Annotated in this window: 15 protein-coding genes; 4 read left to right on the forward strand and 11 right to left on the reverse strand. The window is 49.7% G+C overall.

Translation table 11 applies throughout. The features are described 5' to 3' along the window. Positions 1-362: 362 nt before the first annotated feature. Both B157_RS0131590 and B157_RS0131595 read left to right on the forward strand, forming a co-directional pair. Complete coding sequence (locus B157_RS0131590; RefSeq protein ID WP_020607302.1) at positions 363-1,025, forward strand: Rossmann-fold NAD(P)-binding domain-containing protein; 663 nt, start codon at positions 363-365, stop codon at positions 1,023-1,025. Positions 1,026-1,032: 7 nt separating this feature from the next. Beyond that, on the forward strand, positions 1,033-1,734 hold the full coding sequence (locus B157_RS0131595) for a pseudouridine synthase (protein WP_020607303.1): 702 nt from the start codon (positions 1,033-1,035) through the stop codon (positions 1,732-1,734). 234 nt (positions 1,735-1,968) lie between these two features. On the opposite strand, the gene B157_RS0131600 is transcribed toward B157_RS0131595, so the two are convergent. The 5 genes from B157_RS0131600 to apaG all read right to left on the reverse strand — a co-directional run bounded on the left by B157_RS0131600 (position 1,969) and on the right by apaG (position 8,094). Then, entirely contained in the window at positions 1,969-2,304 is a 336-nt protein-coding gene (locus B157_RS0131600; protein ID WP_041952379.1) for a hypothetical protein, read from the reverse strand. Positions 2,305-2,513: 209 nt separating this feature from the next. Further along, positions 2,514-3,674, reverse strand: coding sequence for an FG-GAP repeat domain-containing protein (locus tag B157_RS0131605; protein ID WP_245565378.1), 1,161 nt, complete (start codon positions 3,672-3,674; stop codon positions 2,514-2,516). Between the two features lie 67 nt (positions 3,675-3,741). Then, the gene (locus tag B157_RS0131610; protein WP_020607306.1) at positions 3,742-6,615 is read right to left on the reverse strand and encodes a PVC-type heme-binding CxxCH protein; all 2,874 of its coding nucleotides are present in this window, start codon (positions 6,613-6,615) and stop codon (positions 3,742-3,744) included. Between the two features lie 216 nt (positions 6,616-6,831). Beyond that, positions 6,832-7,611, reverse strand: a complete 780-nt coding sequence (locus B157_RS0131615; RefSeq protein ID WP_020607307.1) for an O-methyltransferase — start codon at positions 7,609-7,611, stop codon at positions 6,832-6,834. Positions 7,612-7,707: 96 nt separating this feature from the next. Beyond that, positions 7,708-8,094, reverse strand: coding sequence for a Co2+/Mg2+ efflux protein ApaG (gene apaG, locus B157_RS0131620; RefSeq protein WP_020607308.1), 387 nt, complete (start codon positions 8,092-8,094; stop codon positions 7,708-7,710). 141 nt (positions 8,095-8,235) lie between these two features. Between apaG and ung the strand changes: the two genes are divergently transcribed. Further along, positions 8,236-8,901, forward strand: a complete 666-nt coding sequence (ung, locus tag B157_RS0131625; protein ID WP_020607309.1) for a uracil-DNA glycosylase — start codon at positions 8,236-8,238, stop codon at positions 8,899-8,901. A gap of 11 nt (positions 8,902-8,912) precedes the next feature. Here ung and B157_RS0131630 read toward each other — a convergent pair whose 3' ends face one another. From B157_RS0131630 to B157_RS0131655, 6 genes are all read right to left on the reverse strand, one after another. After that, positions 8,913-9,632 (reverse strand): N-acetylmuramoyl-L-alanine amidase family protein, encoded by a 720-nt coding sequence (locus B157_RS0131630; protein ID WP_157618661.1) that lies wholly within the window; start codon positions 9,630-9,632, stop codon positions 8,913-8,915. Positions 9,633-10,064: 432 nt separating this feature from the next. Beyond that, positions 10,065-11,237 carry a signal peptidase I gene (gene lepB / locus B157_RS0131635; RefSeq protein ID WP_020607311.1) on the reverse strand — a complete coding sequence of 391 codons (1,173 nt, stop codon included), beginning with the start codon at positions 11,235-11,237 and terminating at the stop codon, positions 10,065-10,067. A 184-nt stretch (positions 11,238-11,421) separates the two neighbouring features. Continuing rightward, a complete protein-coding gene (gene dapB, locus B157_RS0131640) occupies positions 11,422-12,156 on the reverse strand; it encodes a 4-hydroxy-tetrahydrodipicolinate reductase (protein WP_020607312.1) in 735 nt (244 codons plus the stop codon). 88 nt (positions 12,157-12,244) lie between these two features. Beyond that, complete coding sequence (locus B157_RS0131645; RefSeq protein WP_026309092.1) at positions 12,245-13,090, reverse strand: DUF5683 domain-containing protein; 846 nt, start codon at positions 13,088-13,090, stop codon at positions 12,245-12,247. Between the two features lie 68 nt (positions 13,091-13,158). Continuing rightward, entirely contained in the window at positions 13,159-14,079 is a 921-nt protein-coding gene (locus B157_RS0131650) for a ParB/RepB/Spo0J family partition protein (RefSeq protein ID WP_020607314.1), read from the reverse strand. A gap of 84 nt (positions 14,080-14,163) precedes the next feature. Further along, a complete protein-coding gene (locus B157_RS0131655) occupies positions 14,164-14,946 on the reverse strand; it encodes a ParA family protein (protein ID WP_020607315.1) in 783 nt (260 codons plus the stop codon). A 334-nt stretch (positions 14,947-15,280) separates the two neighbouring features. Between B157_RS0131655 and B157_RS0131660 the strand changes: the two genes are divergently transcribed. Then, positions 15,281-18,025 (forward strand): alkaline phosphatase family protein, encoded by a 2,745-nt coding sequence (locus tag B157_RS0131660; RefSeq protein WP_026309093.1) that lies wholly within the window; start codon positions 15,281-15,283, stop codon positions 18,023-18,025. Positions 18,026-18,045 lie beyond the last annotated feature (20 nt).

Raw genomic sequence — 18,045 nt, forward strand, 5'->3', positions numbered from 1 at the left:
AAGCCGAATTGGGGCTGGAGTCACCTCGACTTTGGTTCTGGGAGAACAGGCTGAAGTTATTGGGGATGGTCGCTTTGGTGTATGACTTCTTGTTGTCGTTACTGAGGAATTGGCCCCATTGGGTGCCTCTTTTTCTCAAACGGTGGGTACCCCGAACAGGCAATCGGCACCGAAAAGCTTTGGTGCCGATTTACCGCTTACGCTCAGCCATCACTAACGCACTGATGGTCGCATTCGCCATCACCCAAAATTCGGGATGACTCATGTTGGTTTTACTTTGTGGTTACCGCCATTTGGATGCTGTCGGGTGACCCGGTACATTTATCAAATTCAATAGAATAAACCGCGACGGCAACCAGCCTATGAAAATAAGAGCCATTATAACTGGAGCTACCGGCATGGTCGGTGAAGGGGTATTGCACGAATGCCTGAACGATGCTGACGTAGAGCAGGTGCTGGTTATCAACCGAAAACCGGGTGGGGTATCGCATTATAAGTTATCCGAAATCATTCACACTGATTTTTTTGATCTGACACCCATTGAGAGTCAGTTGAGTGGCTACAACGCCTGTTTTTTCTGCCTGGGGGTATCGTCCGTAGGGATGAAAGAACCGGAATACCGCCGACTCACGTATGACCTGACCCTGCACGCAGCCCAGGTACTGGCGAAACTAAATCCGGACATGACGTTTTGCTACGTTTCCGGTACGGGCACCGACAGTACCGAGCAGGGCAGCAGCATGTGGGCCCGGGTAAAAGGCGAAACCGAAAATGCCCTTCTGCGGCTACCGTTCAAAAAAGCCTATATGTTCAGGCCGGGATTTATGAAGGCAACCCCCGGTCTGAAAAACGTGAAGAGCTATTATAAGCTTATTGCCTGGATTTATCCCATTGGCCGGGCACTTTTTCCCGCTGGCTTTTCCACGTTGCAGGAACTGGCACTCGCCATGATTAAGTCAGTTAGCCCTGGTTACGAAAAGACGGTTCTGGAAGTGAAGGATATTGTTGCGCTGGCTAGACGATAACGGATACATGGATGGTTCTGCTACCGATTTGTTGTCTATTCTGTACCAATCGGATGATTTGGTAGCCATTAATAAACCGCATGGCCTGTTGGTCCACCGGTCGCCGATAGCCAGCGATGCGACGGAGTTTGCCGTACAGCTGCTCCGCGACCAGTTAGGGCAGCGGGTCTACCCCGTTCATCGGCTCGACCGCAAAACGGGTGGTGTTTTACTCTTTGCGCTCTCTGAATCCATGAACTCAGTGATGCAGCAGCAGTTTATGGAAGGACAGGTTCATAAAACGTACATCGCCATCGTGCGCGGCTACACGCCTGATTCGCAAACCATCGACTACCCCCTCCGCAACGACGAAACGGGTGTGTCGCAGGATGCCGTCACACACATCAAAACGCTGCAACGTACCGAAATCCCGTTGCCACTTGGTAAACACCCTACATCCCGCTATTCGCTGGTAGAGTTAACGCCTACGACCGGACGGATGCACCAGTTGCGCAAACATATGGCCCACATCCTGCACCCCATCATTGGCGACCGGCCCCACGGCTGCAACAAACAGAATAAGCTGTTCAAGGAGAATTTCGAGATGAACACCATGCTGCTACACGCCCAACAGCTTACGTTCAGGCATCCGGTTTCGGTGGAGGGAATAAGTGTTATCGCTCCCGTTCAGGCGGAATTTGCGCGGATGCTGGACGTGTTGTTTGATTAGGAACGATAAATTCGATGAACTATCGATGACGTTTAAATTTTTCTCAATTCAAATTGCCCACCGTCATTTTTAGCCTATTTTCGTAATAGAGAGATTCATAAAGAAAATTTATTCCATCTAACAAGTTTAAAATTAGTTGATGGTTGACAACCAGCTTTACAAAAAGGTACAGCAAAAACGGGGATGCCTGACTACTAGCAGTCAGGCATCCCCGTTTTTATGAAAAACTAATGACTAGTTCGACGCGTCCTTCTTCACATCTTTGGCCGCTTTTTTCATTTCCTTGGCCTCCCCTTTCATCTCTTTGGCTTGACCTTTCATCATTTTCTTCTCCGCTTTCTCCATTTTCCGGTCGGCTTTAGCATTCCGGGTGGCTGGATCAGAAACACCAGCAACTTCTACTCCGTTGCCGGTAGCAGCGTTCGTTTTCATCTTCTCAGCCTTGATCATTTTCTTCTCGGCCTTCATCTCTTTCTTGGCTGCTTTCACTTCCTGCGTGGCCTGAGCAAAACTGTTTTGTGCAGCCATCATCAGAGCACACATAGAAGCAGCAATAAGTACCTTTTTCATAACTGTAAATTTTAGTGTACTGAATTTTGTGAGAAACATATACTTTCAGTCGCTATTAAACGGCATTGAATCAACATTGTTTATATACCTGCCTGTTGAGGCCTGGCTAAAAGCTTTTTCCTCTGAAAAAACTAATGCATAGCTGTCATGTGCGGCTATCAGGCGCAAAAAGTATTTTTGAAACACACCAATAGCCAGAAGCGGATAGCCTACTTCTTAAGCTGGTTCTCAAACAGGAAAACACCATTTTTATTGGCGATGATGATGTCGGGTTTTCGGTCGCCGTTCATGTCATGTATGGCAATGTTCAGTCCCGCACCGGAGTCCTTATCAATGAGGTGTTCTTTGTAGTAGGGTTCCTGACCCGGCGTAAATTCAAACCACATCAGCATGGGCGCGTCAGCATCGCCGGCGTCGCGGCCATTGTGGGCCAGAAACCGTTTTCCGGTAATGTAGTCAGCGCGGCCATCGCCGTTCAGGTCGGCCATAATGGAAGAGTGCGTTTGGGAAGTCGTGTTGCTCATCAGGTGGGTTCTGAAGTTGAGCTTCCCCGACTCATCGGTCACCTGTTCGTGCCACCAGACCCCCAACGCGTGGGCCGATGCGCTAACCACGTCATTTTTCCCGTCGCCATTAACGTCCAGAATCTGCATGTGGGAGCAGGGTTCGCCCAGGTTGGCCGGATGGAATACCCAGTTGCCGGATTTATTATCCGCCGTTCCTTCAAACCATCCTTCGCGAACAACCACGTCTTTGATCCCATCTTTATTAACATCCCCATAGCCGATGCCGTGCGAATACTGCTCCGTTCCCGGAACATTCTCCTGGCTAAGGGCAAACCGTTTCCATTCCGTTTCACCGGGTTTGGATGGGGGTTTCAGCCAGACTATTTGCTTTTTTGCCCTATCGCCACAGAGTATATCCAGCCGACCGTCGCCATCGATGTCAACAAAACCCGGCGACTCGTTGGCAATGCCTGTTGAATCGGCGATAATATGCTTCACCCACTCCACATCCCCTTGCTTGTTTTTTGGGTTCTCGAACCAGAAACCGGGTTTGCCGGGGTAGTCAACGACTACTACATCGTCCCAACCATCCTGATTGACATCCATACCCAGGTTCAGGAACGAATTACTGTATTCTTTTCGTGGGTCAAAGGTGCGCGACGGGGCCATTTCATGACGGGTCCAGTTGGGGGCTTCAAACCAGTAATAACCGGCCACAATATCCATGCGCCCGTCTTTATTCAGGTCTGCAACGGCTACCCCTTCCGAAATAAAATCACGGGTCAGTATCGTTTTTTTAAAATCGCCGGAAGAAACGCCGGTCGTCGATTGCCCAGGCGACAGCGTAACTGACAGATAAATCATCAATAGGCTGCCTACCGGGTGCAGGATGCTGGTAATGGTTGGTTTGTTCATTGTCATCATTCGGTTTTTATTCGCCCAGAACTTGGGCAATCAGCCGTTGAACTTCATGATTTTCGGGTGAATGGTCTCGCTTACCCACCCGGTCATTTAGATCTTTCAGCAGTTTTTTCGACTCGTCCGTACCAATAGCCCCGATGCGTTTAACAGTGTAAGGCAGTAGGTTGGGTAGTTTTGCCTTCTCTGCCAGTTGGAGGGACCGTTTCGCGTCCACTGATGCCAGCGGTTCGGTAGCGTACCAAACCATCAGCGGTAGATTATGGTCATCTTTATCCTCCGCTTTCTGAACGAGTGCGTCCATCACATCCCATCGCTGGTCTGGTGGAAGGCGCATCATTGCCGAAGTCAGATAAAGCCGTACCATGGCCGAATTGTCCGTTTTAGCCAGAATCGCCATCTGTTTCAACGCTTCGGGCGAAACCGTTTTTTCTTCCGCCAGCAACTGAATAGCCCAGCTCCGGATGTAGTCGTTTTCGTGGGTCAGCAAGTCTGTCAACTCTTTTTCCGAAATTCCCTTCGTGACATGCAGTGCCCAGAGCGCACGGAGTTTGCGGGTAATGTCGGGATTTTTGGCCAGCATTTCTTTCAGGGCTTTGTGGACTTTTTTGTTCGGGCCACGCTCCTGTAGTAATGTTCGGGCCTGCCGTACATACCACTCGTTGGGGTGAAGCTGGTAATTGACCAGCTCTTTATCCGACGCTTTGGCTAAATCGACCCGAACCCATTTGTCATTCTCGTTCGTGATTTTGAATATCCGGCCCATCGTTTTGTCGTGGACATCCGGGTTGGGGCTATGGCATTGGTTTTTATCGTACCAGTCGATGGCCCATACGGAACCGCTAGGGTCATATTTCATATTCAACCACTGCGACCAGGAGTCGTTCATAACCAGAAAATCCGGTCGGTGCGTAACCATATAGCCCGAACCTGCCCGAACGGGGTGGTCGTGGTTCAGCCGCGCCCCGTTGATATTGTTCATGAAAATATCGTTGCGGTATTCCTGCGGCCAGCTATTGCCGAGGTAAATCATGGCCCCGGAATGGGCATGACCACCACCCGCCGAAGCCGACCGGAAGTTTCCAGCGTGGGGACCACGTTCACCCAGCCAGTGAACATGGTCGGCGTGGGTTTTGATATCGTCGTAGGTATAGGGGTTAAAATGTTTGCCCCCCTGCCGGAAGTAGCGTCCGCCCTGTATCATGTTGTACATATGAGGAATCACGCAGGCGGTGATGAAGGCGTGGCCATAATCGTTGAAATCAAGCCCCCAAGGATTGCTGGTCCCTTCGGCAAACAGCTCGAACTGGTGCGTGGTGGGGTGAAAGCGCCAGACACCTGCGTTCAGCTTTGTGCGTTCGGAGTCGGGTGCGCCCGGCTTGCCAACATTGGAGTGGGTAAATACGCCGTGGGTGCCATACAGCCAACCATCAGGCCCCCACCGGAAACTGTTCAATACTTCGTGCGTGTCCTGCGTACCCCACCCATCGAGCAGTATCTGGGGTGGACCGGCGGGCGTTGGGACATCTGTATTAATATCGGCAGGAATGAACAGCAGATAGGGTGCCGCACCGAGCCATACTCCCCCCATTCCGACCTCAATCCCACTGACCAGGTTCAGTCCTTCGGCAAAGACTTTCCGATTATCCAGTGTGCCATCGCCATTGGTATCTTCAAAAATAATCACCCGGTCTTTGCCCTGACCTTCGGGCGCGGGAACGGGATACGTATGCCCTTCTACTACCCAAAGTCGGCCACGCGGGTCGAAGGTGAAGCAAATAGGCCGCACAACATCCGGTTCGGAAGCCGCCAGCGTAATGGTAAAGCCTTTAGGTAATGTCATAACGTTAGCCGCTTCCTTACCGGAAAGCCCGGCGTGCAGGACGGGGTCCAGCGGGGGCAGGATAATGATATCGGCCGGTTTCAGTTCGTTGGGGAAGTTAGGTCGGGTGGGATAGAACTGGAAGTCGTCGAAATTGATGTGTGCCCATTTATCGTTTGGGATGTAGGGAATCTGCGAAATACCGGTTTCATTGTCGATAATCCGAATGAAAATGGCCTGATTCATGTACGGCTTCAGGTCAACTACAACGGGTTGTAAGGTAGCGCGGCCCTGCCCGGTACTGTGAAAAATGACCTTATCCGTTCCGGCGTGTACCAGTTCGACGCGGGTATCCTGCAACGCACCACCCGATACCAGAAAGGATGCGAATGGCTGGGTTACGGTAAAAGGGACGGAGGTGAGGGTACCGGTGAGTTTGGCGTTTGTTGTCCCTCCACTGCTCAGAAAATGGTTTCCGGCGAAGCCGATGTGCATGTCTTTCTCATGAATGGGCGATGGGTCTGCGGAAAAAATGGGGGTAGTAAACGCATCGCCGGTGGCGGCCCAGTCCTTCAGCGTACCCGTCTCGAAATTCAGGTTGACGGGTTGCCCGTTTTTCATGGGTAACTGTCCCGTAATGGCCACATTGGCGATTGCTCCTTCAACGACCTCAAACTGACCAACCATGCCAGCAGCCCGGTGGCCCGGAACGGTGCAGAAGTAGGTGTCGCTTTTGTCGGCGGTGAAGGTGATGCTGGCGGTGGCTCCCTTTTCGTTAATGGACTTGCTTTTCAGGCCCATCTTTTCCAGGGCAATGTCATGGGTCATGAGTTCGCCATCGGTAATGGTGATGCGAACCCGGTCGCCTTTATTGGCTTTCAGGGTAGGATTTCGGGCGCCATCTTTGGCAAAATAGCCGAGCATGGTTGCTTCCAGCGCATACTCCCGATCAATTTTGGTTGTATCCTGAACCAGTCTGATTGGGGAAAGGGGATGTTCGTATTGGCTGCCGGACAACGAAAGAATGACACAAAGAAGCGGAAGCAGTAACCGGAAGGTGTACATAGGAAAGGGCCGTTACTTTTATAGGAATCGTACCGGTAAAAGGAGCGGAAAATCAATTTTACTCAAAGGATAACGGATTGACGGGCAGGATAAATCATGCCACCTGGCCATCCACCCATCCGGGTAAAACCACAGCAGGTAAATTAACTCCGAACAGAAGGCTGTTTGAAGCAATTATCTGAAGCGTTGTGCTGGTAAACAGGCGGCTACCTGCTGTCAAAAACGGAGTGTGAAATCTTCCCCTGGCTGTTCTCGCCGGAAAAAGACCAGTCCAATCCAGAATAAATCGACGGTGACGGTGACGGAAGGGTGTTTTTTAATATACGCCCAGGCCTGCTCCATCTCAGCCGACCAATGGATATCATCGAATACGAAAACTGTGTCATTATGAATGTGGTGCAGACACGTTTCAAAGTAACGGACGGTCGGGTCGTAGCGGTGATTGGCGTCGAAGAAAACGAAGTCGACCGGACCAAGTGACGCAATGCCGGTAGCCAGCGTTTCGTCCAGGTTGCCTACAATGACGGTTACGTTTTCCTGCCCCAGCTGTTCAAAGTTTTGCCGGGCCACGGCGGCTGTTTCAGCACACCCTTCAAACGTTATTACACGACCACCGTAGGGCCTGGTAGCTTCGGCCATGTAAGCGGTTGTCAGCCCCAACGATGTTCCCAGGTCAACAACAGTTGTCGCTTGAAATCGCTGGACAAGGCGGAAAAGGAGTTGTCCGAAACGAGCTGATTTCTGGGAGTTGCGGGCAATGTCGCTAATGGTACGTTGCCGGGATGGATTTACTTTAGAGCCAGCGCCCAGGTCCGTAATCGTGATCCGTTGCTGACTCCGCCGAAGTTGTTTTCGTGCCGCCCGGATCGGAGCAAACACTTTTTTTGGGCTACGTTTTGCCCGAATTACTTCGGTATATAAGGCGTAAAGAAAAGGGGAATGAAGCGAATGCTCGTCGCGGGCGCGACTCAGGTAACGGAAGTAAGCGGCAATCAAAATGAATAGTGTATAATGAATAATGAACAATAATACGGCAATCCTTTCAGTCAGGACTGCCTATTCAATGCATTTTACAATATTCATTTTGTAGCATCAGTTTAGCCGGAATGGCACAATCATCGTGAATTCAGGAATCGTTACCCGGAGTTGTTTTCCGTCAATAATGCGCTCAACAAGATAAGTACCCGACATTTTTCCAATACTGGAACGAAGATTACAGCCTGATACATATTCGTGTACTTCGCCCGGTTCCAGTACGGGTTGTAACCCAACTACGCCTTCGCCTTCAACTTCACGAACGGTGCCGTTGGAGTCGTAAATGAACCAATGCCGCCGAAGCAATTGAAGGGTATGATCGCTGGCGTTCTCGATGGTGATGCGGTATGTGAATACGTAATGAGCCTGAAGAGGGCTGGAGTAACTGGACTGATACTCCGTCTTTACGCTAACTTTTACGCCTTCTGTGATTGTGGAAACCATAAATTTGCTATCGTTTACAACCTTAGAACGAAAATTAGGTTGATTATTTCAGTTAGACAAGCACTATGCCTAAAAACTTACGTAAACAACGTTAAAACGTTTGTAGGCGTATAATGTCTTAACCACTTTATCAGTTCCCTCATGAATGTATCTATTGACGAATCGTGGCAAAGTCGGCTGCAATCCGAATTCGACAAAGCTTATTTTACGCAACTGGCTGAGTTTCTACGGCACGAGTACAGCAATCAGCGCGTTTATCCGCCCGGTCGCCTGATTTTCAATGCGTTCAATACCTGTAGTTTTGATGACGCCCGCGTCGTTATTCTGGGTCAGGATCCGTATCATGGTGAGGGTCAGGCGAATGGTCTGGCTTTTTCGGTTGCCGACGGCATCGCAAAGCCACCTTCTCTGATCAATGTCTTCAAAGAGATTCAGGACGACCTGGGAAAGCCCGTACCCAAATCCGGCAATCTGGAACGCTGGGCTACGCAGGGGGTGATGCTACTGAATTCTACGCTCACCGTTCGCGCCGGGCAGGCTGGTTCTCACCAGGGGAAAGGGTGGGAAACGTTTACTGATGCGGTCATCAAGCTAATTTCCGACGAAAAGCAGCACGTCGTGTTTATGCTCTGGGGCGCTTATGCTCAGAAGAAAGGAGCCGTCATTGATGGAAAAAAACACCTGATTTTGAAGGCCAAACACCCTTCGCCGATGGCGGCTAATTATGGTGGCTGGTTCGGAAACAAGCACTTTAGTCAGGCCAATGCCTACCTGGAAAGTAAGGGACTGGCACCGGTAGAGTGGTAAAAATCGTGTAATCAGCGCGTTTTGTAAGCCGTTTGCAAGCCTGTGTATATCCAGTTTGCCAGTGCCTGCCGGTTGTTGGCTAACAGAAACCGTTGCTGATCTTTCGCGTTACGAATGTTTCCCAGCTCGATAAAAACGGTGGGAGGGTGCGTATTTTTAACCACGTATAAAGCGCTGCGGTCCGACACGGTACCCAGGTAGGTTCGATTAGGCTGACTACGTCTGTAGCCTGATTGGAAGCTTTTATGAATATGCGTGGCCAGCCTTTTGCCGCTTTTGCTATTCTCGTGATGGTAAAAAAATACATCGATATTCTGGCCTTCACTGCGACTATCGACATGAATAGTGACCATCCGCTGATACGCTCCTTTGTATTTTCGATGTAGTTTATTAATAGCATCTACGCCCTGGCGCAACCGCTTAACCTGACTTAGGGGAATTTTTTGGCTGGGATAGGTTAGCTCATCGCGATCCAGTTTCAATATAGGTTCATCGCGTATGCCATCGTTTGGGTCTCGAACAATCATGTAAACGGTTGCGCCATGCTCCATAAGAACCCGTGCCAGTCGAATTGTTACGTCGTATGCATATTCGTCTTCGGCTAGCGGGTGTTTACCGTAATGCCCAATGGCACCAGGGTCGGGACCACCATGACCAGAAACCAGGTAATAAACTGCGCCTGCCAGTGTACGGTCTTTTACGGTTACACGAGCGTATTTTGATCCCAGCATCGGCACATTCAGCGTGGTATTCGTCCTCTTTACAGTCTTTGCCGTTCGTATAGATTTCGTATTTTTAGTAGCAGGTACTCGTGTTTTAGGACTGACAGAACGCTTGCTGCTCTTTTTCTGAACGGTCGTGTGACTACTTTTTCCCTGAGCCAAAACAGGGTAAACCCTTCCGTGAACCAGCAACAGGATTAGTAAAATTGAAAACCAGCTATAACTGCCATCATGTGATTTCTTTGCTGTTTTTGCTATGACATTCATCAATAAAAATGGATTCAATACAGGAGTACAGGTACCCGAAAAAATGAGGAGGCTGTGAAATTCTTATTGTACAAACGGATTAAGCAGGGATAGGGACATATAACAAACCCCCAAATTTGCTACGAAATACGTAAACAAACCTGGGGGTTTGGACTTATCGCTATGCGAAACTCGTCAATCGACCGTTCTGAACAGCCGGTTCCAGCGAATCTTATTCCAGATGTTAGCGGGGTTCGGATCGAGCGACATCCAGACGAATACGGCTTTCCCAACGATGTGATCTTCAGGAACAAAACCCCAAAACCGTGAGTCGAGCGAGTTATCCCGGTTGTCGCCCATCATGAAATAGTAATCCTGTTTGAACGTGTAGGACGTAATGGGCTGGCCGCCGATTTTGATGTCTGCCGCACCTACTTCTACATTCTCGTTCCCTTCGTATTGCTGAATGACTGTCCCATATAGCGCAATGGTCTGCGCGTTGATGGGGATAGTAGCACCTTTTTTCGGAATCGTGATAGGCCCGAAATTGTCGTGATTCCAGTGGAAGGTAGGAGCACCATAAATCATGGGCGATGTTTCACCGGGCTTATCAACCATGGGTTCGATTCCTTTCACCCAGGGAAATTCCCTGAATTTAGCCACTGTACTTTCGGTGGTGTTAATCATGTACCCAACCATGGCCGTTGCTTTGGTTGAGTCGTTATACTGTTCCAGCGGTTTCCAGTTTTCGGTGGGCTGGCTGGGGTCACGGTAATCGTTAACGATATCATATTTACGGAAGAAAGCCTCATCGAGCACTTCCGTTGTTTTGATAAAGTACTTCTGTTCAGAGCGGGGCGGGGTAGGAAAGGGTTTTCCGTTTATATATACCTGACGCAACCGAACTTCCAGCACATCGCCCGGAATACCAATGCACCGTTTGATGTAGTTGGTTTTCAGATCGACCGGGTAATCAATATTATCATTGAGGTATTTCGGGGGCACGTTGAAAACGACGACATCCCCGTTTTTAACGTGAGTGAACCCCGGCAACCGATAGGACGGTAACTGGATGGCCGTACTATAGGACGGGATGTTGGTACCCCATATTTTCTGGTGCGTTAGTGGAACCTGCAAAGGCGTTCGGGGTGTCCGGGTGCCGTAGTGCAGTTTACTAACGAACAGGAAATCGCCCACCATCAGGCTATTTTCCATGGAAGGCGTTGGAATCGTAAACGCTTCCATAAACAGCCATCGGATAAGGGTAGCCGCCACAACGGCAAATAAAACAGAATCGAACCACTCCCGAATTGGTGATTTCTTCGCTTTGGCCGGTTTTACTTCGGCTCTGGTTTTTACTTCCGACACGTAGGTTAATTATGAATGATTGATGATAAATTATGACCGGGTAACCAAAGCGATGATAAATGGCTGGCTATGTAATTGATTGTTAATCACAAACGGATAAATTAAAGACGAAATTACGAAGATGTACCGATTTTATTGAACCGCTTGTCCTGCATAATTCATAATCGGCCCCGCGACCCGGTCATCATTGACCCAGCAGGTCATCCATGCCAAACACGCCTTCTTTTCCTGCCAGCCATTCGGCCGCCACTACAGCCCCAATGGCAAAGCCCTGTCGGCTATGCGCCTGGTGCGTAATCTCAATCCGGTCAACGTCCGATTCATACCGGATTGTATGCGTACCGGGTACGTTTCCCTCCCGCAACGACTCTATTTCAATGGTATCGTCGCCCGCATTTTCCGGGCTACTACCCGTTTCGTTGCTTACCCAACGATGTTTGGCGGGTAACTGTTCCAGTATGCCTTCTGCCAGCGTAATAGCCGTACCACTAGGGGCATCCTTCTTTTCGGTATGATGAATCTCCGTCATCGAGACGTGGTACGATGGGTAGTTCCGCATAAACCGGGCCAGCGTTTTATTAAGTCTGAAAAACAGGTTGACGCCAATGCTATAGTTCGATGCGTAGAAAAAAGCACCCTTCGTTTCATGGCATAAGGCTTCCACTTCTGCCCGATGACTGAGCCATCCGGTAGTACCGCAAACGATGGGCCAACCCCGTTTCAGGCAATATGATATATTGTCGACAGCCGATTCGGGCGAACTGAACTCAATAACGACATCGACATCATCAGGTTCAAGGTTTTCCAGGTCCGTGTAGTTGTCTTCATTGATACGGCCCGCAATTTGATGCTCCCGTTCGAGCGCGACCTGTTCGATGGCTCGGCCCATTTTACCGTAGCCGAGGAGAAGAATATTCATAATAAGTGTACGGTTTCTGGTTTAAGGTTGGTGGGTATATAAATAGGATAGACCAGGTATTCGTTGACCATAAATCGTACAACAAGACCTATTTAAACGTAAACGCCACCCGAACTCCGGGCACAAAGCCTGTACCGGGTATAGTAAGTACATTGGGTTCGACCTTCATCGAGATATCGTCGGTCAAATCAAAGGTTTTCAGGTGAGCCGCCACATTGGCTTCCACAATGTTTACGGCGTACAAAACTACGGACAAAAGAATATTCAAATCCCGATACCGGCGAAAGGTATCATAAACGTTCTTGGCTCCCGCCGTTGTGCGGAATACAGCGGCTTTGTCTGAAAATGGGTCAATGCCAATCGTTACTTCGGTAACAGGCTCAATATATGCCGGTATCGTAACGGTCTGTGTTATCAAAGCCGGTGCGTATCCCGGGGGTAGCATAGCAGGATACGCATCAGCTAGTTTATCCCCATACAACAAACGTCGGTAACCGGTTTCCGCTTCCTTGGCAAGGCCCCGGTACTTGACAAACAGGTAGCCCATAACCCCAAACCCAACGTAGATGAACGGAATTTTATAGTACTGCCGGTTGTATGCCTGACCCAGACCCGGTAGCATTACCGACCTCATTGTGGCTTGTTTCGGGATGATTTTATGAATTTTAGCGTCTTGCTTAACCGTGACGTAGGTTGTATCCGGTTTGTCCAGCGTTGTAGAAGCGTCATCCAGTTTGAATGGGCTGGTCCTGACCTGAACCCCGTTTCGCTGTACTGTTCCGGGAATCGTATCAGCGGCTGAGCGAATCAACTTAGTCGAATCGACAGCGGTTGGCGTAGGGGCTGGCGCATTGGCTGGTTTCTGAGCAAAGAGTGACCAGACGGGTAGCAAAAAAAATAGGGCAGTTATGAGCAGAGTGACAGGCCATTTCATGGGTATAAAACGTACGAACTGCCTTCCCTCCCGCTCATTGCCCACCCTTTTAAGGTAATTTAACACGGTTACGTCTGGGAGTTCAGCACTTCCAGGATTTTGGTCAACTCATCCTGCGAGGTGAATGAGATTTTTATTTCACCCTTGTGCTTTTCGTCGGCCTTTATGGATACACGGGTACCAAACAGCGATGATAACTTGAATTGAAGACTTCGCATTTCCTGCTTGGGTAGCGTAATGCGTCGGGTCGATGTCAGTTCGTTCCCATCGTCAGACAGGTTTCGAACGGCTTCTTCCACCTTTCGTACCGACCATTCTTCATCAACCGTCTTCGTGAAAAGCTTGATTTGGGTCTCCGGGTTTTCGATATTGATAATCGCCCGGGCGTGGCCCATGGAAATCTTGTTGTCGCGTAATGAGGCCTGAATAACGGGGGGTAGTTTCAGCAACCGGATGTAATTATTGACCGTTGTGCGATTTTTACCGACACGCTCGCCTAACTCCTCCTGTTTCAGGCTACACTCCGTAATGAGCCGCTGATAGCTAAGCGCAATTTCAATAGCATTTAGATTTTCACGCTGAATGTTCTCAATCAGGGCCATTTCCAGCATTTGCTGGTCATTAGCCGTGCGAACATAGGCGGGAATATGCGTTAGACCAACAATTTTTGACGCCTGTAAACGACGTTCACCGGCGATAAGCTGGTACTGATCCTTCCCCAGTTGCCGTACAGTAATAGGCTGAATAATACCCTGGGTACGAATAGAATCCGCCAGGTCCTGGAGTGCTTCTTCGTCGAACCGGGTACGCGGCTGGAACGGGTTGGCTTCAATCAATGACAGATTAATTTCTGTCATGGTACTAATAGACTCGAAAGGCGACGGCTTTGACTGCCGACTGACCGATTCATTATCGTGCAGCAAGGCACCTAAGCCACGACCCAATCCTATCATCTTCTTACTCGGTGCTTTGGCGTTTGCGTTGTCCATACGAACAGATGTATGATGTAAAATGCATGGTATGTGACGTGGCTGACCGGAAGGCTACATCATCTATCATGCATCATATATAGTCTATGCTTCCTGTGGCATCAGGCCATTCTTTATCAAAATCTCACGGGCCAGGTTCAGATAACTCACCGCCCCCTTGCTGTCGGCATCCTGCGCTAAGGCCGGAACGCCAAAACTGGGCGATTCGCTCAGCCGAATATTACGCGGAATGATGGTGCTGAATACCATCTGCTGGAAATGGCTTGTTACTTCACCCACTACCTGATTCGACAGCCGAACCCGCAAATCGTACATCGTCAGCAAAATGCCTTCGATAGCCAGATGCGTATTGAGTCGCGACTGAATAATCTTGATTGTATTGAGCAGTTTACCCAACCCTTCAAGCGCAAAATACTCGCACTGAACCGGAATGATAACCGAGTCGGCTGCGGTCAGGCTGTTGATGGTAATGAGGCCCAGCGAAGGCGAACAGTCGATAATGATAAAATCATATTCATCGCGAAGTCCGTCGAGCGTGTGCTTCATCTTGTCTTCCCGATTCTGTAAGTTTATCATCTCAATTTCGGCTCCAACGAGGTCGATATGAGACGGTAACAAATCCAGATTTGGAAAGTCCGTATGAATGATGGCATCGTGTGGGCGAACCCCTTCCACCATACATTCGTAAATGCTGTTCTCAATTTCTTTCGGATTGTATCCCAGCCCCGACGTGGAATTCGCCTGCGGGTCTGCATCAACAATAAGCGTCTGAAATTCGAGGGCGGCCAAACTGGCGGCTAGATTAATCGTTGTTGTAGTTTTACCGACGCCACCTTTTTGGTTGGCGATAGCAATGACTTTACCCATGGGTCTGTGCGTTGCAGTCCCAAAGATGCCAGATAGTTTTCATGAATGCAAGAACTGTTTCACGGAATGTTTCACAAAATCTTATTCGGCCTAAACGCATGTTTATTTTATTAAGGATTAATGAACAGTCAATGGATGAAGTTTATAATCCTTTAACGTGGTAAGGCATTGGGTGTTAGGATAGAACCCATATGTTTAAATAAATTGCCAAAAATCCGGTGCGGCTATTTTTACAGAGTCGTTCCTTTGTCAGATAAAATCTGGTGTACTTGCCAATGGCAGGTAATAAAAATGAGTTCTTTGGCTTTCTACTACTGAAGGCTACTATTATACCATGAAAATCAACAGTACGTTTGCCTTTTACGGCTCACTTTGTCTTTCATTACTCGATTTGCTAGGTAGTTGTCGCCGGGCTGGTTCTAGAGTCAGTGATTCCGGTGGCCTTACGTCTTCCTATAAAACGGCTACGGACGATAGCACGTTGGCCGGTAGTAAATCGCCGTTTCTGATGCCCTATAACCGGGTTATTGATGGAGCCGGGCAATCTGTCAGTTTTGGCGATGCCAGTCTGGAAAATCATAGCCTGGATGCCGTACTGCTGCCCGATAAGCAGACACTGGTCGTAGAAGATCGCTTCGGAATCGCCTTTTTCGACGTAAAAACGCATCAGCTTCTTTCACGCTGGGATTATAACAAAGGCTCGGACTTTAGAGGTAGTATGAGTTCTTTCTCAGGCATCAAGGCCATCGTTCATCATGATTCCACCTATATTTTCTGGGGAGCGGGCGGTCGTGGCAAGCCAAATTCCTACGTAATGCAGGCCGTTTGGAACGGTTCCCGCGCCCGACTAATACAAACGATTCCCTTCGAACCGTTAGCGCCTGCCACCATTGCCCTGCCCAACGAGGTAGTAGTCAAAGAAGAAAATGGTGAACTGTACCTGTACACGGTTCTGAATGGTAATAATCAATTAATAAAGATTCGGGTGGCTGACAGACAGGTAGTCTGGACAGTACCAACCGGTGTGGCCCCTTTCGGTCTGACCATCGTGGATAACAAAGCATACGTCACCAACTGGGCTGGCCCCGTACCCGATGCCGCCGATGGCCTGGAAACGGCCGGCGTGCCCTGGGGAAGCGCGTACGTTGACCCTAAAACAGGGGCCATAGCACGGGGAACGGTTTCAATCATTGATATACAGCAGGGTAAGGCCGAGCGGGAAATACCCGTTGGACTGCATCCCAACGCCATCATCAGCAGCCCCGATCAGCGATTTTTATACGTAGCAAACGGCAACAGCGATTACGTTTCGGTGCTGGATGTGCAGACGCAGCAGGTTACAGACTCTATTTTTGTGGGTTTGTACAACCGGGGCAATGGCTACATCGGCAGTACGCCAAACGCCCTGGCGATAAATCCATCGGGAAACACACTCTATGTAGCGAATGGGATGGATAATGCCCTCTGCGTCGTTGCACTGGGCAGCAAGGCGGCCACATCCGGCACTGGCACTACATCCATCAAAGGATATATCCCGACGCAGGCGTATCCCTCCGGCATTGTGTTGAACAACGATGAACTATACGTAACGAACCTGGAAGCAGCCGGTGCCCGGATCGCTAATCCTGTCGACCAGGGCGGGCAGGGTAGAAATCCATCCCGGAAGGAAGTGAAAGCGTACAACTCCCATAAGCAACTGGCGTCCGTCTCGTTTATTCCCGTGCCCGGTCAGCAGGAACTGGATGCGTTTACGGAGAAGGTAAAGAAGATGAGTATGCAGTTTCGGCTGGCGTTGACGGAACAAATGCCCCGCCCCGGCATTGCGCCTAAACCTGTGCCGGAACGAATTGGTGAGCCGTCCGTTTTTACCCACGTGCTTTACATTATTAAGGAGAACCGCACCTATGACCAGGTGCTGGGCGACATGAAAGAAGGCAATGGGATGCCCGAACTGTGCATCTTCGGCGATAGCATTACACCGAATCAGCATCGGCTGGCAAAAGATTATCTACTATTGGATAATTATCACGTTTCCGGAAAATCGTCGGCCGAAGGGCATCACTGGGCTAGTGCCGCTATCGTTACCGATTACACCGAAAAAAGCGTAAGGGCCTGGTTCCGCAGTTACCCGCACGTATTGTATGATGCGCTGGTATACGATAAAAAAGGCCTGATCTGGAACAACGCCCTCGACCACGGTAAAACGGTTCGTATCTATGGGGAAGCCTGTACCTGTCACTTCGACAAGCGGGGACTAAACTGGCAAAGTCTGTATCAGCTACAACAGGCAGGCAAACCGTTTTCATACACCAATACCACTACTATTTCTCGCGTAAGGCCCATTCTGGCGCAGGGTTTCCCCGGCTGCGACGACGAAACCGTTAGCGATCAGATGCGGGCCGATGCGTTTATCAAAGAGTTAAATGAAACAGCGGCTAACCCCAATGCCGACTTACCTAACCTGATGGTGATGTCGCTACCCAACGATCATACGGCGGGTACGAACCCGGCTTTTCCCACACCCAGGGCCATGGTTGCCGATAACGACCTGGCAGTTGGCCGAATTGTGGATGCCGTCACGCACAGCCGGTTTGCGGAATCGACCGTCATTTTCATTACCGAAGATGACTCGCAGGCGGGTTGGGATCATATATCGGCCTACCGAACGACCGGGTTTGTTATCAGTCCTTATTCCCGGTTGAAAAAAACCATTCATACTAACTATAACCAGACCTGTATGGTCCGAACGATGGAACAGATACTGGGCCTGCCGCCCATGAATGTCATCGATGCGACAGCCCTTCCCATGTTCGACTGCTTTACGGATAAGCCCGACCGTTCGTTTGCGTACAGGAAGCAAGCAAACCTCGTCAATCTGGCCGAAATGAACCCGTCACCCACCGGGCTGAAAGGGCCAGCACTGCGATTTGCCACTCAGTCAATCAAGTACAAATTTGACCTCATCGACCGGGGTCATGATGACCTGCTCAATCGTATTTTGTGGTTCAGTGCGAAAGGCAAAAAACGGTATCCTGCCGAGCTGGCTGGTGCTGTGGATGATGATGACGATGATGATTAAACCGTTTCCAAGTTAAAAAC

It is taken from the genome of Spirosoma spitsbergense DSM 19989 (genome assembly GCF_000374085.1).
Taxonomy (GTDB): domain Bacteria; phylum Bacteroidota; class Bacteroidia; order Cytophagales; family Spirosomataceae; genus Spirosoma; species Spirosoma spitsbergense.